We start from the raw sequence: 25,955 nt of genomic DNA, 5'->3' as shown, positions 1-25,955 counted from the left end.
CGCCCGCTGGCCTCAGCCTGCGCGCGGCTCCGAAGCCAGGCCCTTGATCACCGCCACCGCCGACATCAGCAGCACGATGGTAAACGGCAGGCCGGTCGACACCGCCATCGCCTGCAGCGCCACCAGGCCGCCGCCGAGGATCAGCGCGATCGCCACCAGGCCTTCGAATGCGCACCAGAACACGCGCTGCGGCAGCGGCGCATCGACCTTGCCGCCGGCGGCGATGACGTCGATCACCAGCGAGCCGGAGTCCGACGAGGTCACGAAGAACACCACCACCAGCACGATCGCAAGGAAGGACGTGATCGAGGCGAGCGGCAGCGCATCGAGCATGGTAAACAGCTGCAGCGGCAGTTCGGCCTCGGTGGCCGCCGCGTAGCCGTCGCGCACGAACTGCAGGATCGCGGTCTCGCCGAACACCGTCATCCACAGCACGCAGGCGAGCGACGGCACGATCAGCACCGAGAGGATGAACTCACGCACCGTGCGCCCGCGCGACACGCGCGCGATGAACATGCCGACGAAGGGCGACCACGAGATCCACCACGCCCAGTAGAAGGCGGTCCAGCCTTGAGAGAAGTTGGCATCCTCGCGCCCGACCGGGTTGGACAACGCCGGCAGGTGCTGGACATAGGCGCCGAGGTTGGCGAAGAAGCCGCCGAGGATGTCCGACGTCGGACCGACCGCGATCACGAACAGCATCAGCAGCACGGCCAGGATCATGTTGATCTCGGACAGGCGCTTGACCCCGGCGTCGAGACCGGCGACCACCGAAAACAGTGCGATCGCGGTAATGCCGATCACCAGCACGATCTGGGTGGTGTTGCCGAGCGGCACGTCGAACAGGAAGTGCAGCCCGGAGCTGGCCTGCGCCGCGCCGTAGCCGAGCGAGGTCGCCAGGCCGAACAGCGTCGCCAGCACTGCAAGGATGTCGATGACGTGGCCCGGCCAGCCCCACACGCGCTCGCCGAGCAGCGGGTAGAACACCGAACGCACGGTCAGCGGCAGGCCCTTGTTGAACGAGAACAAGGCCAGGCCGAGCGCGATCGTGGCATACATCGCCCACGGATGCAGCGCCCAGTGGTAGATCGTCGCCGCCATCGCGAGGCGGGTCGCCGCCGCGGCGTCGCCCGCCGCCGCACCGAGCGGCGCCCAGTCGGTGCGCACGCCGTTTTCGACCGTCGTCCCGCCGAACGCACTGCCGAAGTGCGACAGCGGTTCGGAGACGCCGAAGAACATCAGGCCGATCCCCATGCCGGCGGCGAACAACATCGAAAACCAGCCCAGGTAGGTGTAGTCGGGCGTCGCCTCGGTGCCCCCCAGACGCACCTTGCCGAGCGGCGAGATGGCCAGGCCCAGGCAGACCAGCACGAAGAGGTTGCCGGAGGCGATGAAAAAGCCCTCGAGGTTCGAGGTCAGCCACCCGCGCATGGCGGTGAATAGCGGCTCGACCTGGTTCTGGAACGCCAGCGTCAGGACGACGAAGGCAACCACCAGCAGGCCGGAGATCGCGAACACGCGGTTGTGGATGTCGAGCCCGAAGGGGCCGACATTGACGATGATGTTGTCCTGGCCAACCTTGTAGTCGGTGTCGATCGGGTTGACCGCGCCGTCAGGGGACATCGGATCCCTGCTCTCTGCCATCTCGGCTCCTTGTCGTTTCGGCACCCGCACCAGCGCGGGGCTGCAGGCGATCGGGCCGTAGATTTTATCATTTCTGAAAATATGTTTTACGCAAATGGAGGCACACCTTGCCCCGCGCCTCCATTTCCAAACCCGATGTCATTGAGCAGGCGCTTGCGCCGGCCCCGTGAATGCGCCGCGCTCGCCACTTCGGCACGGCCGCCGGCGACTCGGCTAGAATCATGTCCGGCGGAGAGAGGACATGATCGGCATTTTCCTGATAACCCACGGCACCCTCGGCGAATCCCTGATCCAGTGCGCCTGCCACGTGCTGAACCAGCGTCCACCGCAGATCGCCCAGCTCGGCCTGTCGGCCCAGGACGACCCGCTCGACATCCTCCCCACCGCGCGCACGATGCTCGGCTGGGTGAACGACGGCCACGGCGTACTGATGCTCACCGACATCTACGGCGCCACGCCCTGCAACGTCGCGGCCAAGCTGCGCGAACCCGGACGCATCGAACTGATCGCGGGGGTGAACCTGCCGATGCTGCTGCGCGTGCTCACCTACCGCGAGCGCACCCTGCCCACCCTGCTCGCGCGCGCCATCGCCGGAGGCTGCGATGGGGTGATGCAGGTCCGCACCAACTAAAAGCCGGAACGCGCCGCCGCACCCGACCGGAAAAAGGACACCCCGATGCCCACCGCAGAAGCCCCGATCATCAACAGGCTCGGCCTGCACGCCCGCGCATCGGCCAAGCTCACCCAGCTCGCCAGCAGCTTCCCGTGCGAGGTCTGGCTGGAGCGCAACGGCCGCCGCGTCAATGCAAAAAGCATCATGGGAGTGATGATGCTGGCCGCAGCAAAGGGCAGCGCGATCACCATCGACACGCGCGGCGAACGCGCCGAGGAAGCCCTGCAGGCTTTGCAGCAGCTGATCGCCGAGCGCTTCGGCGAGGAGGAATGAGATGCCGTTCACCGTCCATGGCCTCGCCGTCTCCCAGGGCATCGCGATCGGCCACGTGCATCTGGTCTCGCGCGCCCTGCTCGAAGTCAATCACTACCACGTCGCGCAGAAATACCTCGCCGAGGAGCTGCTCCGCCTCGACGACGCCGTCGCCACCGTCCAGGGCGAGCTGATGGGGCTGAAGGCGGCCGCCACCTCCGGCCACACCCACAGCGAAGTCGGCGCCTTCGTCGACCTCCAGCTGATGATGCTGTCCGACCCGCTGCTGATCGACGCCGCCCGCGAGCTCGTCGAGTCGCGCCGCTGCAACACCGAATGGGCGCTGGTGCAACAGATGGAGCTCCTCGTAGAGCAGTTCCGCCAGATCGAAGACCCCTACCTGCGCGAGCGCCAGGCCGACGTCGTGCAGGTCGTCGAGCGCCTGGTGAAGGTGCTCCTCGGCCACCCAGGCCATCTTCCGCCCAAGCGCCGCGACGGCCTGGGCACCATCATCGTCGCCCACGACCTGTCGCCGGCCGACACCATCAGCTTCCGCGACCACAACATCGCCGGCTTCGTCACCGACGTCGGCGGCCCAACCAGCCATACCGCGATCGTCGCGCGCAACCTGAAGATCCCCGCGGTGGTCGGCCTGCACCGCGTGCGCGACCTGGTCGAGGACGACGAACTGGTCATCGTGGACGGCACCCGCGGCCTGATCATCGTCGCCCCCGACGAGCGCATCGTCGAGGAATACCGCCTGCGCCGCAGCGAGCTCGAGATCGAGCGCTCCAAGCTCAACCGCCTGCGCGACGCGCACGCCGCCACCCTCGACGGCGAAACCATCCACCTGCTCGCCAACATCGAAGGCCCCAAGGACCTGCCCGCGGCGAAGACCGCCAACGCCGACGGCATCGGCCTGTACCGCACCGAGTTCCTCTTCCTCGGCCGCGACACCCTGCCCGACGAGGAAGAGCAGTACGAAGCCTATCGCGCCGTGGTGAAGGCGATGCCGGGCAAGCCGGTCACCATCCGCAGCTTCGACGTCGGCGCCGACAAGGCACTCAACGGCAGCCACAGCCGCATCGAACCCAACCCCGCGCTCGGCCTGCGCGCGGTGCGCTACTCGCTGGCCGAACCGAAGATGTTCCTGACCCAGCTGCGCGCCCTGCTCCGCGCCTCGGCGCACGGCCGGCTGCAGATCATGATTCCGATGCTGTCGCACGCCCAGGAAATCGACCAGAGCCTGGCCCTGGTGGAAAAGGCCAAGGCCGAGCTGCGCGCGGAAAAGATCAAGTTCGACGAAGGCATCCAGATCGGCGGCATGATCGAAGTCCCCGCCGCCGCGCTGTCGCTGGGCATGTTCACCCGCCGCCTGTCCTTCCTGTCGATCGGTACCAACGACCTGATCCAGTACACGCTGGCGATCGACCGTTCGGACGAAGCGGTGGTCCATCTCTACGACCCGCTCCATCCAGCCGTGCTCAAGCTGATCGCCGGCACCATCGCCACCGGCGCCCGTTACAGCCTGCCGGTTGCGGTATGCGGCGAAATGGCGGGCGATTCCAAGTACACCGCCTTGCTCCTCGGCATGGGGCTGCGCAGCTTTTCGATGCATCCGGGCAACATCCTGGAGATCAAGCAGCAGGTGCTGCGCAGCACGCTCGGCGAGCTCGCCCCCCGCGTCCAGCGCATCCTGAAGATGGACGAACCCGCGCGCATCCGCGAAGCCGTGGAGCGCCTCGCCACCTGACGCCACCGACAGCGTTGCGCTCCAACCCGCTGCACCAGTAGAATGGCGCCCTGTCGCACGGCGGCCGGCAGCGCTGGCTGCCCTCGCGGGTGTCGTATAATGGCTATTACCTCAGCTTCCCAAGCTGATGACGAGGGTTCGATTCCCTTCACCCGCTCCACGATGACTTTCCAAGGACCTCCAAGGAAATCCAGGGAGCGTCATAAGTTATTGTCACGATTGAGAATTTTACAGAATCTCGATCCAGTGACATCCAGCGAAATCCACTGACTACCGGTACATTTCGGTACATAAAGTGGTACATCCAATGCGGTCAGCCCCCGTGCCGCATTGTTGCTGGAGGAGCCAGGCGACGGTATCGAACATTGGGTCCAACTCATCTCTGAGGAGTTGGAAACATGCTCACCGACATGATGGCTCGGCAGGCCAAGGCCACCGGCAAGCCCTACACCATCGCAGACTTCGACGGCCTCTCACTCTTCGTATCGGCCAACGGTGCCAAACTCTGGCACTTTCGGTACACATGGGTTGGCCAGCGCGCTCGCATCTCTTTGGGTAGCTATCCCGAGCTGTCGCTGCGTGAAGCCCGTAATTTGCGGGACGAAGCGCGTGCCTTGCTTGCCAAGGGCATCAACCCCCGTAGCGACCGCAAGCAAAAGCGCCAAGCCATCAAGCTGGCAGGCGAAAACACCTTCATGGCGGTCTATGAGAAGTGGCTGGAGCATAGGCAGCTCACCCTTGAAGAGGGCCGTCAAAGCTCGCTCGATCAGATCCGCCGCGCCTTCAAGAACGATGTCTTCCCGCACTTGAAGCGGCTGACCATATACGAGATCACCCGCCCGCTGCTGCTGGAAGTCATCGCCCGCATCGAAAAGCGGGGCTCGCTGTCTGTCGCGGAAAAAATGCGCACCTGGCTCAAGCAGTTGTTCGATTACGCCATGGTCGTGATCCCGTCCATGGAAACCCACCCGGCTACCGACCTGCATGTGGTGGCCATCCCGCTGCCGCCGGTCGAGCACAACCCCTTCCTGCGCATGGCCGAGCTGCCGTTGTTCCTGCAGGGGCTGCGCAAATACCGGGGCATGCTGAAGACGCAACTGGCGATCCGGCTGCTATTGCTGACCGGCGTCCGTACCGGCGAGCTGCGTCTGGCAACTCCCGAACAGTTCGATCTCGATCGGGGGCTGTGGATCATCCCGGTGCTGTCGCTGAAGCAGCGCAAGATGCTCACGCGCAAGAAGCGCAAGCGCGTCACCGACATCCCGCCGTACATCGTCCCGCTCTCCGTCCAGGCGGTGGAGATCGTTCGGCACATGCTGGATGACTTCAAGCCTGCCCAGAAATACCTGTTCTCTGGCGTCAAGCGCGTCACGGACCGCATGAGCGAGAACACCGTGAATTTTGCGATCAAGGGTCTGGGTTACGACGGCAGGCTGACCGGTCATGGCATCCGGGCCACGATTTCGACAGCGCTCAACGAGCTGGGATATCCGAAGGTATGGGTGGACTCGCAACTGTCCCACGCTGACCCCAATCGCATCAGTGCCACCTACAACCATGCGGAGTACGTTGAACAGCGGCGGGTGATGATGCAGGACTGGGCCGACCGCCTCGACTTGTTCGAGCAAGGCCAAGTACAGGTCGCCAGCATGCACCTGACGATTCACTTGCAAGGGCTGCCGACGATCGCCGGGCAGCAGACCACGCCACTGCCAACGCCGGGGCAGCACGCCCCGATCATGCTGGTTGCGCCCAATGGGCAGGAAATGCCGACGGAAGCAAGTCCAACCCAACGGCTGTCTGCCGTGAAGACGCCGGAATACGCGCAGCCCAAGATGTCCGATCTGCAACGTGAACATTTGAAGCTACTGGACATCTTCGAGGGGCCGGACAACCTGGTGGTGGCGGACTACGCCAAGCTGGTCGGTAAATCGCGGCGCTGGATCACCTACGAAATTCAGGCAGGCAACCTACTGTCCATCCAGTTGGGCAACAAGGGGCAGCGCGTTCCGGTCTGGCAGCTTGAGCCGCTCAAGCGCCAACTGATCCAATGCATTCTTCGGCAAACCCCGCGCGGCGTGGACACCTGGGAGATCTATCATGCCTTGCAGCGTCCCCATGAATCGCTTGGCAACCTCTCGCCGCTCGATGCGGTGACGCACGGAAACATGGCGACCGCGGTGCGCGTCGTGCTCGAACAATGCTTGCAGCAGGATGCGCTACCAGCGCCTGAGGACTATCAGACTCAGGTCCAGCAAAGCGTGCAGCGGCTGGTTCAAAATGCCATCGTGGCAAATGCCCAATAAAGCATGGTGAGCCAGTAACGGGGGGAATGGGAGTGTCGCCAGACTCAGACGTTCACTGCCACCCGAAGCACCCTCTGTACGAATCGCTCTGTCGTTGGATGGAGATGTCCGGTGGGCCTGAGCAAGTGGGCCACGACCTCATAGGGCCCATCCGCCAATGGGCGCAGGCAGATTCCCCACGCCTGCGCCTGGGTGATGCGCGAATGAGTGGAAATCCCCACACCGAGTCCTGCCACAACCATCATGACCATCATCTCGAATGAGGTGACGACCTGGATGGAGAACCTCCTTCTGGCCATAGAAATTCGCTCATCCAAAGCTGCGCACGGCTCGCCCTGCCAGCGCAGCAAAGAAACATCGATCAGTTCATCCAGCGCGATAGGCTTGTGACTCGCCAGGGGGGATTGAGGAGGCAGTGCCACAGCCAGGTTGGCACGCCACAGCGGCAGTCCGTGTAGCGGTAACGGCACATTCTCCTGCAGGGAGATCCCGAGATCGTAGCGACCATCTTGAAGTCCTGAAAGCGACTCACCCGCCGATACCAAAAGAGGTTCGACAGGCGTTTGAGGCTCCTCAGCACGTTGCCATGCCAACAGCTTGGCCAGGCTGGCAGAAGGCACTCCCTCAGTGACAGCAAGCTTGATGACTGTGGCTGGCTTGGAAGCGGACATGCATGCCCTCTCAACGGGTGCGGTTGGTCGAGAAACTAACGCCTCATCTTATCAAGAGTTAAATTTAACGTGGTTTAGATTGGGCTGCCGAACGACGCTTTTGCTGATGCAAAAGCACACAGTCAAGCGAGGTCGCCCCGCCGGATCAACCACCTTCCAAGCAGAGCCTGCGATCGCTTTTGGTCAGGCCGTTCGAGCATTGCGAGCAGAGCGAGGTATTGCCCAGGAAGAGATGGCAGCCTTGGCTAGTATCGAGCGTTCTCACATGGGGAAGATCGAGCGTGGAGAGCACATGCCGACGCTTGCATTGATATTGAAGATCGCGGCGGCGTTGGATGTTTCGGCTGCTGACTTGATGGCTGTGACCGAATCGAATCTTCGTTCAAAGACGGAAAACTAGAGCGCAGAAGTTCCAGGGGCACTTGTGTCGTCCTCAGTCTCAGTAAGTGCATGAAGACGAGCGACAAATTCATCCAGATAGGTCGGAGTGCTGCTGCTTTCGGAACGCAGCAGGTATGTCGTGATGAAAGCGGCGTCTGTATCCAAAGGCCGAGAAATGACGTCGAGATGCCCGCAAACGGCAAGCTTGGTTGCTGTGGTGAAGCCGATGCCATAACCGGCGGCAACCAAAGTGAACATCATGTCCCTGGATATCACGGTTTCAGCAACAATAGGCTCTACATCAATCTTGCGCAGAATACGTTGAAGTGCGCGATTGAAGCTTTCACATTCGTTCGTATCGCACATTAGCAACGGATAGCGAGCCAACTCCTCAAGAGGTACGCTCTTGAACGCAAGCAAAGGATGGCGGGACGGAATAGCCAGCACCAGCGGCTCTTGCCAAATCGGTTCGGCAATAATATCCACGCCAACTTCATCCGCATAAGCAAATCCCAGATGTAAACTCCCATTGCGCAATCCATGGCACTGTTCAGAGAGAGGTGTTTCGCTGATGCGGACTTCCACTTCTGGCAAATCCTCGCGACAGCGAGCAAGGAATGCGGACAATTTTGGGCCTGCGGCTCCGTCAGAGACTGCTATGCGCAAAGAGCCGTGATATCCGGCTGCTATGGCCCGGACGTTTTCTCGCGCTTGTTCCAGCGTCGTAAAGACCCGACGAACATCTTGTAGAAAAACGGAGCCTGCTTGGGTCAACTTGGTGCCGCGCCGGTCTCGATCAAATAGTAAAACGCCCAAATCCTCTTCCAGCTCCTTGATGGTGCGGGACAGAGGGGATTGTTCAATATGCAACCGTTCGGCGGCCCGGGTGAAATGAAGTTCCTCAGCCAGAACAGTAAAGCACCGAAGGTGTCGCAGCTCCATAGGCTGTCCCCCCAATCGTATGATGAGATCATGGCTACCCTATGATCGCAACTGGATAGTCATCTTTCATTACCATTGGTTCAACGATCCATCCCTGTGAAGTTCACACGTGTTCCTTCCTCCCCTGGAAGATCCTTCCACACCGTCAGGAAGCGATCGCCAGGGCTGCCGTTTCGGACCAGAACATATCGTTCTCGAAGCTCTTCCTGGCCCCATGTCGTCTGCCAGCGCGCGGTGAAAGACCAAAGTTCGTCACTATCTGCGAGGCCTCCCAGGAGGCTCTTCCAGGCTGCATTAGGTGGCCGAAGGGCAAACCCGGAACAGCACCAAGATGGTCGAACACGATTTCGCGCGCAGAGCGACTGCATATCGGCAGCCGGAACGTGGTACGGAATGTCTGGCAACCTGCGCCGCGCCAGGGACCTCGGCTCGAGGTGACGCTCGGCAGAAGCTCTGCATGGTGTCCGTAGAGACCATCTTGCCGAAACAGTGTAGTGGTTATCACAAAGCGACGAATACACAAATCAAAATAGATTAATGGACGGGCTCTATGGGAGACCATATACTTTCCGCAATAACCCGTATAAGCATTCGCTAACCCGAATGAGCCAGCCAGGATGTCGAACGAACAGCTTGCAGATCTAACCCAGCCACAACGCGATCGGCTCGCGTTCGTGGAGTTGCGCGTGCGCTTCATTGGGGAGATACGCCGTCAGGCCCTGGTGACGCGGTTTGGCATCCAGTCCGCCGCTGCTTCAAGGGATCTGGCGCTGTACAAGGACTTGGCCCCCGGCAACATCGACTACGACGCCAAAGGCAAGTCCTACGTCCTGGGGCCGGACTTCCGGCCCGTATTCGACTTTCCCCCAGAGCGTGTGCTGTCGTGGCTGACCCAGGGCTTTGGCGATGGTGAGCCGATGCGGCTCAAGGCGTGGGTGGCCAGTGAGAGTCCATCCCGGCTCACGCACCCGGATCTGGATGTGCTGGCGAGCGTGACCCGTGCGATTCACCAGGAGTGTCCGCTCGGCGTCGAGTACCACTCCATCTCCAGTGGCCGCAATGAGCGGGAGATCGTCCCGTTCGCGCTGATCGACAACGGCCTCCGTTGGCACGTCCGCGCTTTCGACCGGAAGTCCCAGGAGTTCCGGGATTTCGTCATCACCCGGATCAAGCGCCCCATGGTGCTCAAGGGGCAGCCAGTGGCGCCCCACGAGGCGAGCGATCAAGACATTCAGTGGACCCGGATCGTCGAGCTGGAGTTGGTGCCGCACCCGGATCAACCCCGGCCGGAGATCACCGAAATGGATTACGGCATGCGCGACGGCCTGCTGCGGATGAAGCTGCGCGCCGCCACGGCCGGATACATCCTGCGCAAATGGAGTGTGGACTGCTCCCCGGACCACAGCCTGCGCGGCCATGAGTACCGGCTTTGGTTGAAAGACCCCCTTGCCATCTACGGTGTGCGCAATGCCGTGCTGGCGCCGGGTTACCGCTCCCCCGATCAACAGCGGCTTGAAGCCGAGTCGGACTGAGGGGATGAGCATGCTCGCAAAACTCGAACGACTCATCGGCGAAATCGGCGACCTCAACAGCAAGTTGATCCTGCTGGTCGGTCCCAGCCGCAGTGGCAAGACCCAACTGCTGCGCCAACTCAGCGCCAAGCTCAACATCGAGCCGCTCAACGTCGGCCTGGAGTTGGGGCGCCGTTTGGCCGCCACGCCGAATAACAAGCGCGGCTTCTCGGCAGGCGAACTGCTGCGGGAAATTGCGGACAAGGAACGAACTGAAGACCCGCTGCTGCTCGACAACCTCGAGTTGTTGTTCGAGCCGGGCTTGCAGATCAACCCGCTTGACCTCGTCAGGCGGCTGGCTCACTCCAAGCGCGTCGTGGCCGTCTGGCCTGGCGAGCTGCGTGGTGATCGCTTGGTGTACGCCGACATGAGCCATCCAGAACATCGTGACTACAGCCGTGACGGCGTGGTCGTACTCGAAATTTGACGCTACGGGGAAGAGAGAACCATATGGCCAAGAACATGAAATACGGAGATCTGATCCAGTTCGAGCAGATCGAGTCAGTCATTCAGCTGCTCGATGCCGGGCGCCCGGACGAGGCTAAGAAGCTCGTCGCGACCTATGTCATCTCCGACGACATGGCCGAGCGGATCTCCAAGCTCATGGTTCCTCAGCTCAGTTTCGACGACTCAGTCGATCACAAGGGCGTGCTGATCGTCGGCAACTACGGCACCGGTAAGTCGCACTTGATGTCGGTGCTGTCGCTGGTGGCCGAGGATGCGGCCTACGCACCGATGATCCGCCACCCCAAGGTCGCCGAGGCGGTTGCCCCGATCGCTGGCCGCTTCAAGGTGCTGCGCATCGAGGTGGGCGGGCTGCAGATGCCGCTGCGCCAGATCATCACCCTGCAGCTTGAGCGCTTCCTGGAAAAGATCGGCGTCGACTACACCTTCCCGACCGCCGACAAAGAGCTCAACAACAAGGACTCCTTCGAGGAGATGATGGCCGCGTTCGCGGAGAAATTCCCGGACCAGGGTGTGCTGCTGGTTGTCGACGAGTTCCTGGAATACCTGCAGTCCCGTCGCGATCACGAACTGGTGCAGGACCTGGCCATCCTGCGTCAGATCGGCGAAGTCACCAAGCACTTGAAGTTCCGCTTCGTGGCCGGTGTGCAGGAAGCCATCTTCGACAGCGTGCGCTTCCAGCACGTTGCCGACAGCATGCGCCGCGTCAACGAGCGCTTCACCCAGATCCTGATCGACCGCCAGGACGTCAGCTTCGTCGTCTCCGCGCGCCTGCTCAAGAAGACTGTCGACCAGCAGAACAAGATCCGCGAATACCTCACGCCGTTCGCCAAGTTCTACGGCTCCATGAACGAGCGCATGGACGAGTACGTGCGGTTGTTCCCCGTTCACCCGGATTACCTGAAGACCTTCGAGCAGATCCACTTCACCGAGAAGCGTGGCGCACTCAAGACTATCGAGTCCGCCATGCTGGCCATCCTTGACCAGGACGTGCCCGCCGACAAGCCGCTGTTCATCAGCTACGAGAGCTTCTGGAACACCATCAAGACCAACTCGGTCTTGCGCGCCGACCCCAACATCAAGGAAGTGATGCGCGTCTCCGAAGTACTGGAGTCGCGGGTCCAGCAAGCATTCACGCGCCCGACCTACAAGCCGATGGCGCTGCGCGTCATCAACGCGCTGGCCGTGCACCGTCTGACCACGGGTGGGGACATTCACATTCCGATCGGCCCCACTGCCGCCGAGTTGCGCGACGCTCTGTGCCTGTTCCAGCCGGGCGTGGAGGACATGCCGGGCGATCCGGCCGAGAACCTGCTGTCGATGGTGCAGACCGTGATGCGGGAAGTGCTGAAGACCGTCAACGGCCAGTTCATCTCCAAGGCGCCGGACACCGAGCAGTACTACCTCGACCTCAAGAAGGACATCGACTACGACGCGCAGATCGAAAAACGCGCCGAAGCCCTGTCAGACGACGCACTTGACCGCGCCTACTACAGCGCCGTCAAAGCGCTGATGGAATGCAGCGACGACCTGCGTTACCCCGGCTTCCAGATCTGGCAGTACCAGCTCGAATGGCAGGAGCGCCGTGTCGAACGCATGGGCTACCTGTTTTTCGGGGCGCCGAACGATCGCCCCACAGCCCAGCCCGAGCGCGACTTCTACGTCTACTTCATCCAGCCCTTCGACAAGCCGAAGTTCGCCGATAACAACCTGTCGGACGAGGTGTTCTTCCGCCTCACAGGCCTGGACGACGATCTCAAGCGGCACCTGTCGTCCTACGCGGCGGCGCTCGATTTGGCATCCACCGCCAGTGGCGGTGCCAAGGCCATCTACCTGTCCAAGGCACAGGACTTCCTGCGCGCCATGAGCAAGTGGCTGCAGGAAAAGCAGATGACCGCCTTCGAGGTCACCTACCAGGGCAAGAAAAAGAACCTGCAGGAATGGGCCAAAGGCGTGTCGCTGCGTGACCGGGCGCGACTGGGCGCGGACGAGCGCATCAACTTCCGCGACGTGGTGAACGTCATCTCAGGTTTGGTGCTGGGCCAGCGTTTCGTCGATCTCTCGCCGGAATACCCCACCTTCTCAGTGCTGGTCACCGAGGCCAACCGCAAGCAACTGATCGGCAACGCGCTGCGCGCACTGGCCGGCGGTACTCGCACCAAGGATGCGCTCGCCGTGCTCGATGCGCTGGAGTTGCTCGATGGCGACCGCGTCGAGCCGGCCAATTCCCGCTACGCGCAGGAGGTGTTGAATCGCCTCAAGGCCAAGGGCCACGGCCAGGTGCTCAACCGCAGCGAACTGCTGTCGGGTACCTCGGACGTCGAGTACTTCGCGCCGATCAAGTACCGGCTGGAACCCGACCTGCTGGTCACCGTGCTGGGCGGCCTCGTCTACTCCGGCGACATCGTGCTGTCGATCACCGGCGACAAGATCGATTCCGGCAAGCTGGCGCAACTGGCAGAACGCTCGCTGGAGGAACTCAAGCAGTTCAAGCACGTCGAGGCACCCAAGGAGATCAACCTCGCGGTGCTGCGTGCGTTGTTCGAATTGTTCGACCTGCCTTCCGGCCTGGCCCAGAAGGCCAGTCAGGGTGATACCGAGCCGGTCATCAAACTGCAGGAGAAAGTCAGCGGCCTGGTGCCGCGCGTCCTCAAGGCCGGTTCCGACCTGCAGCAAGGCAAGCTCGGTTTTTGGGGCCAGAACCTGCTGCGCGAAGAAGAAGCCAAAGACTGGCACGCCCGGCTCGATTCGCTGAAGAAGTTCACCGAGTCGCTGGCGCCTTACAACACCGTCGGCAAGCTCAAGAATCTGCGCGTCACCCAGGAAGACCTGGACGGCCAGAAGAAAAATCTGGAGATCCTGGCCGCCGTCGAGCGTCTGCTCGAACTGGTGGTGGAGTTGGGCAGCACGGCGTCCTACCTCTCGCAGGCCGAAATGGTGTTGCCCGCCGAGCACCCGTGGGTGAAGCAGGCCGAGACCGCCCGCAAGGCGCTACAGGAGAAGCTGAGCCAGGACCGCACAGCCGAGCACGCCGCCGAATACCGGCAGACGCTCAACCAGCTCAAGAAGGACTACATCACAGCCTACATCGCCAGCCACAGCAAGGCGCGGCTGGGCGTGGCCGAGGACAAGACCCGCAACGCCCTGCGCAAAGACGACCGCCTGCTGGCGCTACGCGTGTTGGCCGGCGTGTCGCTGATGCCCACCAGCCAACTCACTGCCTTCGAGGAGTCACTCAACGGCCTCAAGAGCTGTTCGTCGCTGGACGAGCCCACGCTGACGACAGCGGCGGTATGCCCGCACTGCCAGTTCCGCCCGTCTGCCGAGCAGTTGGAGCTGATCCCGGCGGCCAACCGTCTGCACAAGCTGGACGACGACCTGGATCAGTTGGTGGCCAACTGGCAGCAGACCCTGCTGGAGAACCTGGAAGACCCGTTCACGCAGGACAGCCTGGGCCTGTTGCCGCCCGCGTCCAAGAAACTGATCGACGCCTTCCTGGCCTCGCGCAAGCTGCCGGACCCGATGACCACCGAGTTCGCCAATGCCGTGCAAGAGGCGCTGTCGGGGCTGGAGAAGATCGCGGTCAAGGGCGACGAGATCAAGCAGGCGCTGCTGCAAGGCGGCTCACCGGCCACGCCGGACGATCTGCGTAAGCGCTTCGACACATTCATGAACGAGCGCTGCAAGGGCAAGGATGCCACCAAGCTGCGCTTCGTGATCGAGTGACACAACGTGATCACCCGACCATGACAAAAGGAATTAGAGGAACGACTGATGAATGATCTTTTCCAGAACCTCGCGGCCAAATCCGGCCCCGTTGAATGCCTCGGGCAAACGTTCCCGAATGATGAGGCGCGTCGCGAGCACTACCTGAAGCTGCTTGCGGAGAAGCTCAAAGATCCCGCGTTCCGGAAGATCGAAGGTTTTCCTATTGGCTCGGACGAAGACATCTTGGCGCTTTCTGACCCGCCGTACTACACGGCATGTCCGAATCCATTCATCGAGGACTTCATTCGGCATTACGGCAAACCATACGATTCGTCGGTCCCTTATAGCAAAGAGCCGTTCACTGCCGACGTGAGCGAAGGCAAGAATGCACCCATCTATAACGCGCACAGTTATCACACGAAGGTTCCTCATAAGGCTGTGATGCGATACATCCTGCATTACACGCAGCCTGGTGATGTTTTATTTGACGGGTTCTGTGGGACAGGCATGAGCGGCGTCGCTGCACAGCTTTGTGGGGATAGGAGGGAAGTCGAATCCCTAGGTTACCGAGTCGATCAGGATGGTGTCATCTATGATCGCCAAGACCAAGATGGTCGCGTTGAGTGGAAGCCATTTTCGAGGCTTGGACCGAGAATGCCGGTCCTAAACGATCTTGCTCCTGCAGCGAGCTTCATTGCTCATAATTTCAATTCCCCTGTTGAGGCGCACGACTTTGAACGTCGCGCTAGGGAGATACTGAAATCAGTCGAGGAGAACCATGGATGGATGTATCAAACCCTTCACCAGCCGACGCCAGATCAGCTCAATTCTGCAGTGCGGTTGATTGAGAAAGAGGGCAAGCCTGACTTGAAACAAGTCGGCCAGGTGGGGTGGGTAAATTTCTTAATTTGGTCTGATGTCTTTGTTTGCCCAGAGTGTTCGCAGGAGGTTGTTTTCTGGGACGCAGCTGTAGACAGAGACGCCGGCAAGGTAATGGATGAGTTCGGCTGCACTGGTTGTGGGGCAAGCTTATCAAAACGATCCATCGACAGAGCGTGGACAAGTGCATTCGACAATGCGCTCGGGAAAACACATCGACAGACAAAGCAGGTTCCCGTCGCAATAAACTATACGGTCGGGAAAAAGCGATTTGAGAAGTCTTTGGATGCGGCCGACATTGAATTGTTCAAGAAATCGCTGCAAGAGACGCCTGTATCCTGGTTCCCCGCCAATGAGCTAATGATTGGCGATAAAACAGGCGAGCCGCTGCGAATTGGCGTCACTAATGCGCATCACTTCTACACACATCGAACATTGCTTGTTCTTGCTGATATTCGGGCGAAGATATTTTCTCAAATGCATTCCATGCCGGCTCTTGGACTTTGGTTTACTTCCACCCTCGCATGGACAAATCGCCTTAACCGCTTGCTGGCATCAAATTACTTCGGAGGTGGCGGTGGCGTAATCGGCCAGACCCTCCAAGGAACTCTTTATATCAGCTCTATCGCGGTCGAAACAAATCCATTAGAACGATTTTCGCTGCGCATATCCTCTGTTCCCTTCACGGCGCCGTCAAACAAGGCGATCGTTTCAACAGGTAGTGCAGCTGTCACCAACATTCCCTCTGCCTCGGTTGACTATCTGTTTATTGACCCTCCGTTTGGATCAAACATCATGTACTCGGAGCTTAATTTTCTTTGGGAGTCCTGGTTAAAGGTAACGACAAATTCAAAGCAGGAAGCGATAGAAAATAGAACTCAGAATAAATCTGTCGATGACTACAGGCGTCTGATGCTGGGGTGCTTCCTAGAGGCATATAGAGTCTTGAAGCCTGGGAGATGGATGACGGTCGAATTTTCAAACACAAAGGCAAGTGTTTGGAACGCGATTCAGACCTCGCTACAGGAGGCGGGCTTCGTTGTTGGCAACGTTTCTGTTCTAGAGAAAACACACAAAGGCTTTAAGGCTGTAACGACTACCACTGCGGTCAAGCAGGATCTAGTCATATCCGCATACAAGCCAAATGGCGGTCTCGAGGATCGATTCTCCAGGAGTGGAGGATCAGAGGACTCTGCCTGGGATTTTGTGCGAACGCACTTGACTTATCTGCCAACCGTTAAGCTAAACGGAAGGGAATTAGAGTTTGTTGTCGAACGGGAGCCTAGGATCATTTTCGATCGCATGGTTGCATGGTTCTTTCGGCATAACGTTCCAGTACCCATGTCGTCACAGGAGTTTCAATCAGGACTTGCGCAGAGGTTTATCACACGTGATGGAATGATTTTTCTCCCGGAGCAGGTTGCCGAATATGACAGAAAGCGTGCGTTGGCATCGCAAGCGCCTCAGATGGAGATGTTCGTTACAGACGAGCGTAGTGCAATTGATTGGCTGACAGACTTTTTGAAGCAGCGCCCGTCTACATATCAAGAAATACACCCAGAGTTCATCAGCCAACTTGGAGCGGGATGGAAAAAGCACGAGGCAAAGCCTGAGTTGTCTTCGCTGTTGGAGCTGAACTTTATCCAGTACGACGGGGTTGGCGATGTACCAAGCCAGATTCACAGCTACCTTTCAAGCAACCACAAGGATCTACGCGGGTTAGAGAAGAACAGTCCAGCGCTTATGGCCAAAGCGAAAGATCGCTGGTACGTGCCCGACCCGAACAAGGCACAGGACCTGGAGAAGAAACGCGAGAAGGCGCTGCTCAAGGAGTTCGAGGCCTATCGGTCGTTCACTGGTCGCAAGATCAAGGAGTCGCGTCTGGAGGTGCTGCGTGCTGGTTTCCGCGCTGCGTGGGCCAGCAAGGACTACGCGACGATCATCAGTATTGCCGACAAATTGCCCGATGCCACACTTCAAGAGGACGAGAAGCTTCTCACCCTCTATGACCTCGCGCTGACCCGTACCGAGGACGGGGCATGAGCACCTTCCAGGAGGTCAATGATGCATCGCTGATCAAACTCATCGGCGAGGCGCAGCAACGTGTGGTGTTTGTCGCGCCGGGCGTGCATCAGACCGTTGCGGAGGCGCTTGGGCAGCGACTGGCCGAGGTCGATCGACTTCAGGTCACGGTGGTGATCGATCCGGATGAGGATGTATGCCGCATTGGCTACGGCGATGCCAAGGGACTTGAGTTGTTGAGCAGTTACGCCGAGCGCCAGAGCTTCGCGTTGATGGCGCAGCCGGGGCTTCGGGTTGGCGTGCTCTTGGTGGATGACGTCACCTTGGTGTGGTCGCCTACACCGCGCTCGGTGGAAGCAGCCCCGCTCGGAAACGCTGCCTCCCCAACCGAACGATCGCCCAACGGCCTGTTGCTTGGCGCCAATCCTGGCGAGCAATTGGCGCATGCGGTGTCGGCCGCCGGCACCGATACGCTCCCATTCGATGCGGAGGTCGGCGTAGAGGTGGTCACCAAAGAGAGGGTGCAAAAGACACTGGACGGTCTGGCCAAGAATCCACCGATTCCGGTGGATCTGGCGCGCATTACCCGTGTATTCAGCACCAAGCTGCAGTTCGCCGAGTTCACGGTGAAGGGCGCGAAGTTTTCCAAGCGCGAGCTGAAGGTTTCCAACGACTACATGAACGCGGATATCCAGGGCGAGCTGAAGGGCCTGGTGGAATCCAGATTGCGCGCATTTGGCGACTTTCGGGACGAGGAAGTTGAAGTGCCGGCGTTCAACAACGGCAATGAGGTGTTCGACAGCAGCCAGAAACGGCTGATGGAGAAGGTCAGCGAAGCGTCCCTGCAAAGGCAGCGCAATGAGCTGGAGCGCCGCTACCTGTTCAATGTGCCGGGTTTCGGCCGCCTGATCGCCAAGGACGACAAGCAAGACTTGGAGCGTTTGGTCGCAGCCTACCGCGTTCAGCTGGAAGCCTATTCCGAGGCGATTCGGCAGCGACTGGACGCGCAGGCGGGCAAGATCATCGATGAAGCTGCCAAGCTGATCGCCGAGCGCGCAGCTCGGACGGGGTCCAAGCTTGATGAGAAACAACTGCGGGACAGTATTCAGAAAAGTCTGGATCGGACCAAAGATGAGGTGCCTGAGGTGAAGCTCGTGTTCAAGGATGTGACCTACGAGCAAACGAAAAACCCGGAGTTTCGCGCGAAGGTTGACAAGGCCTTGCCAGCCGCCAAACGCAAGCAGATGGGCGACTGGAACCATGACTTTGATGCGGCCAAGGCAGTAGACGGCCAAGTCAATGTCAGTCGTTCCTGAGAGCTGATCCGCATGAATGGCAAACCGTTTAACGTAAGCGATTGGTGCTGGTTCACTCGGCAGGCATCGCCTTGCCGGGTGATCGAGCGGCAGGACGTGTGGGGTGAGGTGGCCTACCGCGTCTGGCTACCTGCCAAGGACGCGGTGGTGCGCGCTCGATCGGTAGATCTGGCCTCGCTGGAAAGCGTGCGCCCAAGCGTGGAGCAGATCCTGCACACCACGGCGGCGGCCAAGCTGCTGGATGCGTTGGAGGACAACCTGCTGCTGGCGCCCATCCAGTCCAGCGTGGTGCCACTGCCGCACCAGCTCTATGCGCTGAACCGCGCCATCAGCCGCGACCGCATTCGCTACCTGCTGGCCGATGAGGTGGGTCTCGGCAAGACCATCGAGGCCGGCTTGGTGCTGCGCGAATTGAAATTGCGTGGCCGGGTGAAGCGCATCCTGGTGGTGGCGCCCAAGGGACTGGTGCGCCAGTGGCAGGCCGAAATGCGCCTGCACTTCGGCGAGAAGTTCCAGTTCATCGAGCCGTCCGAGCTGGCGGCCTTCCGCCAGTGGCGCAGTGGCGGCGCGGGCGAGGAAGAGAACCTGTGGCGCATGCACGACCAGGTGATCTGCTCGCTCGATTCGGTGAAGCCGATGGAGAGTCGTCGCGGCTGGAGCCTGGAGCAACTCAACACCTACAACCGCGAGCGCTTCGAGGACCTGATCTCAGCGTCGTGGGATCTGGTCATCATCGACGAAGCCCACCGCATGGGCGGTAGCACCGAACAGGTGGCCCGCTACAAACTAGGTGCGGCACTGGCCGAGGCATCGCCCTATCTCTTGCTGCTGTCGGCCACACCGCACCAGGGCAAGACCGACCAGTTCATGCGGCTGATGCAGTTGCTGGATCGCGAAGCCTTCCCGGACGAGAGCAGCGTCAGCCGCGACCGGGTGCGCCCCTTCGTGATCCGCACCGAAAAGCGCGCATCGATCAACGCCGAAGGTCAGCCGCTGTTCAAGCCGCGTGTCACCCGGCTGCAAGCTGTGGCATGGCAAGCGCGGCACGGGTCGCAGCAGCGGCTGTACGAGGCGGTGACCGACTATGTGCGCCACGGCTACAACCAGGCCATGGCCGCCAAGCAGCGCCACATCGGCTTCTTGATGATCTTGATGCAGCGGCTGGTAACGTCCAGTACGGCAGCCATCCGCACCACGCTGGAGAAGCGCCAGGCCCTGCTTGATGCGCCACAGCCCCAAGCGAATCTCTTTGAGAACACCAGCCAGGACGAGTGGGCCGATCTCGATGGCCAGTCCCAGGTGGATCTGGCCATGCAGTCCAGTGGCTGGGAGCTGGAGAAGTCCGAAGTCGAGATGTTGCTGGAGCTGGCGCGGGAAACGGAGGCGGCGGGTACTGATGCCAAGGCCGAGGCACTGCTGGAGCTGATCTACAGGCTGCAGCAAGAGGAAGGTGACCCGGCTCTGAAGGTGCTGATCTTCACCGAGTTCGTGCCGACGCAAGCGATGTTGGCCGATTACCTCGAAAGCCGGGGTTTCTCGGTGGCGACGCTCAACGGCAGCATGGACCTGGAAGCGCGCACGCGGGCACAACAGGTGTTCTCCAAGGATGTGCGCGTGCTGATTTCGACCGATGCCGGTGGTGAAGGCCTGAACCTGCAGTTCTGCCATGTCATCGTCAACTTCGACATGCCGTGGAACCCGATGCGGATCGAGCAGCGCATTGGCCGGGTGGACCGCATCGGACAGAAGCACGTGGTTCGCGCCATCAACTTTGTGCTCGAAGACACCGTGGAGCATCGCGTGCGCCAGGTGTTGGAGGCAAAGCTTGAGGTCATCGCGCAGGAGTTTGGCGTCGACAAGGCGGCCGACGTGATGGATTCGGTCGAGGCCGACCCGATCTTCGACGAGCTGTTCGTGCATGGTCTGCAGAACCCGGATGCCATCGAACAGGAGTGCGACGCGGTGGTGTCGCAGCTTCGATCCACCCTGGCGGAGTCGAAGAAGAACAGCGATCTGCTCACCACGGAGCACGATCTGGACGCCGATGATGCCCGCAAGTGGCGCGACCACCCGGCGCAGTTCTGGCTGGAGCGCGCCATCACCAGCGGGTTGGCTGCGCGCGGCGGCTCGGCAACGAAGATTGGCAATGCGTGGCGGGTGAAGTGGGCAGACGGCAGTGAGTCGGCACAGGCCTGCTTTGACGCCCGCACGGCGGATGAGAACCCGGAGTTGGAATGGGTCACGATGGAAGACCCACGCGCCCGGGCTGTGATCAGTGAGCTGCCACGCTTTGTCGCCGGACAGCCACTACCGGTGATCCGCGTGACCGGCTTGCCGGATTCGGTACGCGGCATCTGGTCGCTATGGGAGATCAGTCTGGCGGCTGAAGGCTTGAGCCGGAAGCGCTTCCTGCCGGTGTTCATCAACGAGGAAGGCCGTCCCTTCGTGCCGACCGCCAAGCGCGTTTGGGATCTGCTGCTCACTGAGACCGTAGACGTGCATGCCGTGACGGGTGCCGAGGAGTCGGCGAAGTGGTTCGATGCATCGCATGCGGCTGCCAGTACCCAGGGTGAACGGATCTTCACCGAATTGCTGACCGAACACCGCGCCCGGCTGAAGGAAGAACGCGAGCGTGCGCTGTATGCGTTCGAGGCCCGAGGTCAGGCCATTGGGCGCATTGGCTTACCCGCCGTGCGTGAGCACCGGCGCAAGCGGCTGCAACAAGAACACGATGCACGCATGGCCGCCCTGGACGACATGGAGGCCAGCGTGCCGGATTTGAATGCCGTGATGATGGTGCGCGTCTCCGGCGATGTGATGCCCGGAGGACAGGTGGGATGAGCCAGTGGTCAGAACGTATTCTCAGCCACTTTACGGCCGATCTCACCCGGCTGTGGGTGGCGTGCGACCCCGACGATGTGCTGCTGGACGAAAAGCTGTTGTCCGAACTGCGCGGTCGCGGCTTCGAGGTGATGCTGTACGAAGACCCGTTCGCCTTCCGTGCTGAATACGAGGAACGCTATCGCGCAGCCTGGGATTGCGGTGAGCCGGGGCCAGCGCCTTCGCTGGTTCTGCATCTGCGCAGCGCCGACGCGAATGCGCTGCCTTGGGACATCGTGCACCACGGACGTGTGGTTCGATTGAGCCTTGCGGAGCTCTTCCCCAGACTGGCATACAGCGCGGTACAGCAAGTCGAGCCGGAGCATTTTGCTGGACTGTTTCATGCCCACCAGACCGAATTGCAGTCCGCGCGCGGCGAGAACGAGTCCAAGGACTTCATCCTCGAGCACGTCTGCCAACTGGCGCCGAGGTCGATTCGCAACCCGGTGGACTTCTGGCGTGAGCTGCTGCGAATGCACTTCGCCAACCGCTCGTTGCCACCCCTGTTTGCCCAGCACGCGGCAGGCATCATCCAGGGCAAGGGACTGTTCCTGGACCTTCCCGTCGCCACATGGCTGGCGTCCAAGAGCGCGCTGCTGCGTGTGGTGCAGGATGCGTGGTATCGCTACCTGACGACCCTGGGGCTGGATGGCACGCGTACAGGCGAGCCGCCGCCACCGGACTACGTCGCGAAGATCGTGATTCCGTTCGACCACTCCGATGTGCAGGTGCTGGTCGATTCCATGTTTCTCGACGGCAGCTTGCATCCGCTCGCGGTTCACAGTGTTCCGGCGGGGATGCCGAGTTGGATCAAGGCTGGCATTGTTCAGGACCCGGCGGCACTGCAGGCATTGGTGCTCAAAGGCATCGATGGCCTGATCGAGACGACCCCAACAGCGGCCTCTTCGCACAAGGACTGGAGCGAGTTCGCCAAACGCTACGGTGAGATCCTGGCCCGCACGCATGGTCTGCCAGGTACGGAAGGCAGCGAACACCTGCCGGTGATTCGAGAGCGGATCAAGACCTTGCATGCGCAATCAGACGAGGGTCTGCGAGCCTGGGTCGCAGCCAAGCATTACGCCGACCTGATCCTGCAGCCGGTGACCAAAGGTCCGGTGATGGTGCACCACGTGCCGCGCTTCTTGCGGCATCGGCGGTCCGCAGGGGAAACCAAGGTGGCTCTGCTGGTATTCGACGGGCTGGCCTTCGACCAGTGGGTGCAAATCCGCGAGCGCCTGATCGCCACCACGAAACGTTTCGCGTTCGACGAGGGAACCGCGTTTGCATGGCTGCCGACCGTGACGTCGGTGTCGCGTCAGGCGCTGTTCTCCGGGCTGAAACCGCGAGAGTTCGACGACTCCATCGACAGGACGGACAAGGAGGAATCCTTGTGGAAGACGTTCTGGCAGAACGAAGGCGTCAATTCGAATGAGGTGATGTATCGACGCGCGCTGCGTCAGACCCATCAGCTCGACGCACTGGAAGCGGATTTGAATGACCGTCGACCGAAAGTGGTGGGCCTGGTCATCGATGAGGTGGACGATCGGCTCCACAAGGAGCGGTCCAAGAAGGACGTGGCGATGTGGATCGGGAACTGGCTGACGACCGGTTTCGTCGACCGGCTGTTCTCGCTGCTGCTGGACAAGGGATACCACATCTATCTCACGGCGGACCACGGCAACGTTGAGTCCACCGGCGTCGGTAGGCCCAGCCAGGGCGTGATTGCCGAGACGCGCGGAGAGCGTGTTCGGGTCTACCGGAGTGAGCCATTGCTGGCCGATTCCGCTGCGGCCTATCCCACCACAGTCAGGTTGGACATCGCTGGACTGCCCGCGAACTTCATGCCCCTATTCGCAGGCGGACGAACCGCCTTTGTGCCCGAGGGCGAGCAGGTGGTGGTCCACGGCGGGGTGTCGGTCGAAGAGTTGATCGTGCCCTTTGTGAAAGTCAGTTATGTGATTTGTACCGAATGAATTCATTAGCCCCTCAAATCGGCTTTGATCGGTTCATTCAGCTTGATTGGGCGGCTGCGGCACTGAATGTTCGTGCAGGCGTGGCTGGGCTAGATGATCTGAATGCACTGCTTGATGCAGCCGAACTTGGCGTGGAAGCCAAGAAAAAAACACGCACCGTACTGAATCGGTTGTGGCTGGAGCCACGCGCCGAACTGGTCGATTACGCGGATCGCGGCGTGGCCATCCACAAGACGCAGCCGGACATTCCCGTCTCAGCGCTGTGCTGGGGCATGTCCGTGGCGACGTACCCGTTCTTTGGCAAGGTGGCCGAGCTGGTGGGCCGCCTGTCCGCCATTCAGGGTGACTGTGCGTCCGCCGAGGTCCATCGGCGCATGAGTGAAACCTATGGGGAGCGCGAAGGCACCCGGCGTATGACCAACATGGTCATCCAGAGCCAGGCGAGCTGGGGCGCCGTGGAGCGGGTCGAGAAAGGCAAGCGCGTCATTCGCTTGCCACAGACGAGCATCGACAACGATGCGCTCACTGCTTGGCTGATCGAAGCTGCTGTGCGCTACGCGGGTAAGCCCGTTTCAGTACCCAGTCTGCAGTCGCTGCCCGTGCTGTTCCCGTTCAACTTGACGCGGCCCCTGGCCTACGTGGTGTCGAACAGCCCGAGCCTCGACCTCCGGTCGGAAGGCCCGAGTAACCAGTTCGTCGCTTTGCGTCAGAGGTAGTCATTGGTCATTTCTACGCCGCTTTCTGCAGCGCGGGCACATTGGCGAATGTAGAACGCTTTCGGCGTCGTGCCGTCAAGGGCGCTGTGCGGCCAGCGGCTTTTTCCGTGAGGCTGAAGACGGTAATGACGGCAAGCACTCAAATAGGCGTTCCGCATAGACGAATCCCATGCGCCTGACCGCGCTCTGATCGAAATACAGTAGCCAAGCGGCAAGTAGCGCCAGCGAAATGAGCAGCGTCAAGCCTGCGGCGAGCCCCGGATCGGCAAAGTGCAAAGGGTCAAAGTGGGGAGGTGTTACCTGGAGAACCTTTGCAATCAACAATCCGTAGAGGATACCAAGGACGCACGATACGATGCCGACTGGCTTCATCGCCAGCATATTGCGGTGAAACCCATATGCAATGTTCTCTTTCAGCAAGAGCTGCTTGTTAGAACGCGTGAGTTCTCGAAGCCGTTTGGTTGCACCGACGTAGATGTCGTCTGCCTTGTCGGGGCTTGTTGATTCTTCCTCTGCCGTCGGCATGACAATACCCAGCTTGGCCGTGATCGCCGTGTGGTAGCGCTGCTTGCTGACACTATCGAGAAACTTGTCACGATGGCGTAGAGCGATGGTTGTGGGCATGCCGCCCCACTTTGCAACCAGGATCTCTTCAAGCTTTTTCCCGCGCCCGCGAGCCACACTCGCAAGCGCATAAATGGCACCGCAGCCGCCAAGCAGGCCGATCACACCTGTAAGCACAGGATGCTTTGCCCCATAGACGCACAACAGCGGCACCAGTACCGGCAAGGCCACAAGAAGTCCAGGAACAACGCGTGCCTTGCGCTCGTAGGGGTCCTTGACCAGTTCAAAAATTGTTGTCATGGGAAGTCAAGCCTGTGCTGTCAAGGCATCAATGTAGGGTTGGATTTCATCGCGGTTTTTCAGCGTGATCTGCTGCGCGAGAGGGTCTGGCGCTTCCTTGGTATGCAAGCCCAAACGCCTCAGCGTGTAGTACAGAAACGCTTGGCGGCATGGAAGTTTGATCTGTCCGTCTTCCATGCCGTAGTCCAGCTCCAAGACTCGTTTCTTGGCCGCGGGCAAATCAGGGTGCGGCGCAAGGACCAGCATCAGCACAGTATGCCAATGCGCATCCTGGCTGAAGTCCACTTGGCTCGGCTCGAAACCGTCGATACGCAGGATTCGGGCAAGGACGAAATCGCTGAAACGCTGGCGCTTGTGGCAAAACGCGCGCACGTGCCAGCGAAAACCGTCGTTGCCAAGGGCGTGCGGGGACAGCAGGCGAATCGATTCGTCCAAGGAAGTCATGGACTGATAGCTCACCCGAATAGCTTCCTGTTGCCGGATTGCCCGGACCACTGCTTCGACGGTCTGCTCATTGATCGTGCGCCACGGGGAAGGCGCCCAATCTGTCTCCGGCGCGGAGCCGATAAAGCTGGCCGCCGGCTCGACAACTCCCATCTTGGTCGCCAGCAGCTCCGCTAGATAGCGTTGCGCCGAGCTTCGTTGGTAAAGCGGATGAAAACTCGGCGCCGCCGTGTAGGTCTTGGAACTGCGGTCGTAAGTCAGGTTGCTCGGCGCCAACTCCGTGTACTTGGCGATGTCCAGTGACGCCTGGGGAACCGATATGCCGAAGTGCTCAGTGAGATCCATTCGATTGATGCGCCGCTCCCAGCGCAAACGGAAATCGATGAATTGAAGTCTGCTCTCCAACCCCCAACTTAGCCCCTTGGGCTCAGCAGGATCGGTGGCAGTGACAGGGGGTTCTTGCATCAGTTGCGCCTAAAAAATAGACTAATATAA

General features: G+C 60.6%; 18 protein-coding genes and 1 tRNA gene. 14 read left to right on the top strand and 5 right to left on the bottom strand.

The window, feature by feature from the left end; translation table 11 throughout:
- Positions 1-12: 12 nt before the first annotated feature.
- The gene (locus Tchl_RS01740; protein WP_232311638.1) at positions 13-1,623 is read right to left on the bottom strand and encodes a BCCT family transporter; all 1,611 of its coding nucleotides are present in this window, start codon (positions 1,621-1,623) and stop codon (positions 13-15) included.
- Positions 1,624-1,885: 262 nt separating this feature from the next.
- On the opposite strand from Tchl_RS01740, the gene Tchl_RS01735 reads away from it, so the two are divergent.
- From Tchl_RS01735 to Tchl_RS01715, 5 genes are all read left to right on the top strand, one after another.
- On the top strand, positions 1,886-2,275 hold the full coding sequence (locus tag Tchl_RS01735; protein ID WP_075146867.1) for a PTS sugar transporter subunit IIA: 390 nt from the start codon (positions 1,886-1,888) through the stop codon (positions 2,273-2,275).
- Between the two features lie 45 nt (positions 2,276-2,320).
- Positions 2,321-2,590: an HPr family phosphocarrier protein gene (locus Tchl_RS01730; protein ID WP_075146866.1), complete on the top strand. Its 270-nt coding sequence runs from the start codon at positions 2,321-2,323 to the stop codon at positions 2,588-2,590.
- Between the two features lies 1 nt (position 2,591).
- Entirely contained in the window at positions 2,592-4,322 is a 1,731-nt protein-coding gene (gene ptsP / locus Tchl_RS01725; protein WP_075146865.1) for a phosphoenolpyruvate--protein phosphotransferase, read from the top strand.
- 85 nt (positions 4,323-4,407) lie between these two features.
- Positions 4,408-4,482 (top strand) — tRNA-Gly (locus tag Tchl_RS01720).
- 238 nt (positions 4,483-4,720) lie between these two features.
- A complete protein-coding gene (locus Tchl_RS01715) occupies positions 4,721-6,628 on the top strand; it encodes a tyrosine-type recombinase/integrase (RefSeq protein WP_075146864.1) in 1,908 nt (635 codons plus the stop codon).
- Positions 6,629-6,672: 44 nt separating this feature from the next.
- Here the strand turns inward: Tchl_RS01715 and Tchl_RS01710 are convergent, their stop codons facing one another.
- Positions 6,673-7,299 (bottom strand): substrate-binding domain-containing protein, encoded by a 627-nt coding sequence (locus tag Tchl_RS01710; RefSeq protein WP_075146863.1) that lies wholly within the window; start codon positions 7,297-7,299, stop codon positions 6,673-6,675.
- On the opposite strand from Tchl_RS01710, the gene Tchl_RS01705 reads away from it, so the two are divergent.
- Positions 7,298-7,699, top strand: a complete 402-nt coding sequence (locus Tchl_RS01705; RefSeq protein ID WP_456300374.1) for a helix-turn-helix domain-containing protein — start codon at positions 7,298-7,300, stop codon at positions 7,697-7,699. The two genes, Tchl_RS01710 and Tchl_RS01705, sit on opposite strands and share 2 nt — an antisense overlap.
- Here Tchl_RS01705 and Tchl_RS01700 read toward each other — a convergent pair.
- Entirely contained in the window at positions 7,696-8,622 is a 927-nt protein-coding gene (locus Tchl_RS01700) for a LysR family transcriptional regulator (protein WP_075146861.1), read from the bottom strand. The genes Tchl_RS01705 and Tchl_RS01700 overlap by 4 nt on opposite strands.
- Positions 8,623-9,239: 617 nt before the next feature.
- On the opposite strand from Tchl_RS01700, the gene Tchl_RS01695 reads away from it, so the two are divergent.
- Genes Tchl_RS01695 through Tchl_RS01660 form a run of 8 tightly spaced genes read left to right on the top strand, consistent with a single transcriptional unit; the run spans position 9,240 to position 24,152 of the window.
- Positions 9,240-10,154: a WYL domain-containing protein gene (locus Tchl_RS01695; protein WP_075146860.1), complete on the top strand. Its 915-nt coding sequence runs from the start codon at positions 9,240-9,242 to the stop codon at positions 10,152-10,154.
- A gap of 4 nt (positions 10,155-10,158) precedes the next feature.
- Positions 10,159-10,620 (top strand): BREX-3 system P-loop-containing protein BrxF, encoded by a 462-nt coding sequence (gene brxF, locus Tchl_RS01690; RefSeq protein WP_019341817.1) that lies wholly within the window; start codon positions 10,159-10,161, stop codon positions 10,618-10,620.
- A 35-nt stretch (positions 10,621-10,655) separates the two neighbouring features.
- Positions 10,656-14,384 (top strand): DUF6079 family protein, encoded by a 3,729-nt coding sequence (locus Tchl_RS01685; protein ID WP_075149527.1) that lies wholly within the window; start codon positions 10,656-10,658, stop codon positions 14,382-14,384.
- A gap of 48 nt (positions 14,385-14,432) precedes the next feature.
- Positions 14,433-17,288: a DNA methyltransferase gene (locus Tchl_RS01680; protein ID WP_075146859.1), complete on the top strand. Its 2,856-nt coding sequence runs from the start codon at positions 14,433-14,435 to the stop codon at positions 17,286-17,288.
- Entirely contained in the window at positions 17,285-18,583 is a 1,299-nt protein-coding gene (locus Tchl_RS01675; protein WP_075146858.1) for a hypothetical protein, read from the top strand. Before Tchl_RS01680 ends, Tchl_RS01675 begins: the two co-directional genes overlap by 4 nt.
- A 12-nt stretch (positions 18,584-18,595) precedes the next feature.
- On the top strand, positions 18,596-21,424 hold the full coding sequence (locus Tchl_RS01670) for a DEAD/DEAH box helicase (RefSeq protein WP_075146857.1): 2,829 nt from the start codon (positions 18,596-18,598) through the stop codon (positions 21,422-21,424).
- Complete coding sequence (pglZ, locus tag Tchl_RS01665) at positions 21,421-23,436, top strand: BREX-3 system phosphatase PglZ (RefSeq protein WP_075146856.1); 2,016 nt, start codon at positions 21,421-21,423, stop codon at positions 23,434-23,436. The genes Tchl_RS01670 and pglZ overlap by 4 nt, the downstream gene beginning before the upstream one ends.
- Positions 23,433-24,152 (top strand): hypothetical protein, encoded by a 720-nt coding sequence (locus tag Tchl_RS01660; RefSeq protein WP_075146855.1) that lies wholly within the window; start codon positions 23,433-23,435, stop codon positions 24,150-24,152. The genes pglZ and Tchl_RS01660 overlap by 4 nt, the downstream gene beginning before the upstream one ends.
- Positions 24,153-24,227: 75 nt before the next feature.
- Here the strand turns inward: Tchl_RS01660 and Tchl_RS01655 are convergent, their stop codons facing one another.
- Positions 24,228-25,016, bottom strand: coding sequence for a hypothetical protein (locus tag Tchl_RS01655; RefSeq protein ID WP_075146854.1), 789 nt, complete (start codon positions 25,014-25,016; stop codon positions 24,228-24,230).
- Positions 25,017-25,022: 6 nt separating this feature from the next.
- The gene (locus Tchl_RS01650; RefSeq protein WP_075146853.1) at positions 25,023-25,925 is read right to left on the bottom strand and encodes a WYL domain-containing protein; all 903 of its coding nucleotides are present in this window, start codon (positions 25,923-25,925) and stop codon (positions 25,023-25,025) included.
- Positions 25,926-25,955 lie beyond the last annotated feature (30 nt).

The sequence above is a fragment of the Thauera chlorobenzoica genome (assembly GCF_001922305.1).
Taxonomy (GTDB): domain Bacteria; phylum Pseudomonadota; class Gammaproteobacteria; order Burkholderiales; family Rhodocyclaceae; genus Thauera; species Thauera chlorobenzoica.
The sequence above is the reverse complement of the archived record's forward strand: the minus strand, read 5'-3'. Positions and strand labels throughout refer to the sequence as shown.

Excerpts from the sequence above, each read along its gene's own strand:
- Tchl_RS01740 (WP_232311638.1), bottom strand. The coding sequence starts at position 1,623 with ATGTCCCCTGACGGCGCGGTCAACCCGATCGACACCGACTACAAGGTT.
- Tchl_RS01685 (WP_075149527.1), top strand. The coding sequence starts at position 10,656 with ATGAAATACGGAGATCTGATCCAGTTCGAGCAGATCGAGTCAGTCATT.
- Tchl_RS01735 (WP_075146867.1), top strand. The coding sequence starts at position 1,886 with ATGATCGGCATTTTCCTGATAACCCACGGCACCCTCGGCGAATCCCTG.
- Tchl_RS01670 (WP_075146857.1), top strand. The coding sequence starts at position 18,596 with ATGAATGGCAAACCGTTTAACGTAAGCGATTGGTGCTGGTTCACTCGG.
- Tchl_RS01680 (WP_075146859.1), top strand. The coding sequence starts at position 14,433 with ATGAATGATCTTTTCCAGAACCTCGCGGCCAAATCCGGCCCCGTTGAA.
- Tchl_RS01695 (WP_075146860.1), top strand. The coding sequence starts at position 9,240 with ATGTCGAACGAACAGCTTGCAGATCTAACCCAGCCACAACGCGATCGG.
- pglZ (WP_075146856.1), top strand. The coding sequence starts at position 21,421 with ATGAGCCAGTGGTCAGAACGTATTCTCAGCCACTTTACGGCCGATCTC.
- Tchl_RS01705 (WP_456300374.1), top strand. The coding sequence starts at position 7,298 with ATGCATGCCCTCTCAACGGGTGCGGTTGGTCGAGAAACTAACGCCTCA.
- Tchl_RS01730 (WP_075146866.1), top strand. The coding sequence starts at position 2,321 with ATGCCCACCGCAGAAGCCCCGATCATCAACAGGCTCGGCCTGCACGCC.
- Tchl_RS01700 (WP_075146861.1), bottom strand. The coding sequence starts at position 8,622 with ATGGAGCTGCGACACCTTCGGTGCTTTACTGTTCTGGCTGAGGAACTT.
- Tchl_RS01715 (WP_075146864.1), top strand. The coding sequence starts at position 4,721 with ATGCTCACCGACATGATGGCTCGGCAGGCCAAGGCCACCGGCAAGCCC.
- Tchl_RS01655 (WP_075146854.1), bottom strand. The coding sequence starts at position 25,016 with ATGACAACAATTTTTGAACTGGTCAAGGACCCCTACGAGCGCAAGGCA.
- Tchl_RS01675 (WP_075146858.1), top strand. The coding sequence starts at position 17,285 with ATGAGCACCTTCCAGGAGGTCAATGATGCATCGCTGATCAAACTCATC.
- brxF (WP_019341817.1), top strand. The coding sequence starts at position 10,159 with ATGAGCATGCTCGCAAAACTCGAACGACTCATCGGCGAAATCGGCGAC.
- Tchl_RS01650 (WP_075146853.1), bottom strand. The coding sequence starts at position 25,925 with ATGCAAGAACCCCCTGTCACTGCCACCGATCCTGCTGAGCCCAAGGGG.
- Tchl_RS01710 (WP_075146863.1), bottom strand. The coding sequence starts at position 7,299 with ATGTCCGCTTCCAAGCCAGCCACAGTCATCAAGCTTGCTGTCACTGAG.
- ptsP (WP_075146865.1), top strand. The coding sequence starts at position 2,592 with ATGCCGTTCACCGTCCATGGCCTCGCCGTCTCCCAGGGCATCGCGATC.
- Tchl_RS01660 (WP_075146855.1), top strand. The coding sequence starts at position 23,433 with ATGAATTCATTAGCCCCTCAAATCGGCTTTGATCGGTTCATTCAGCTT.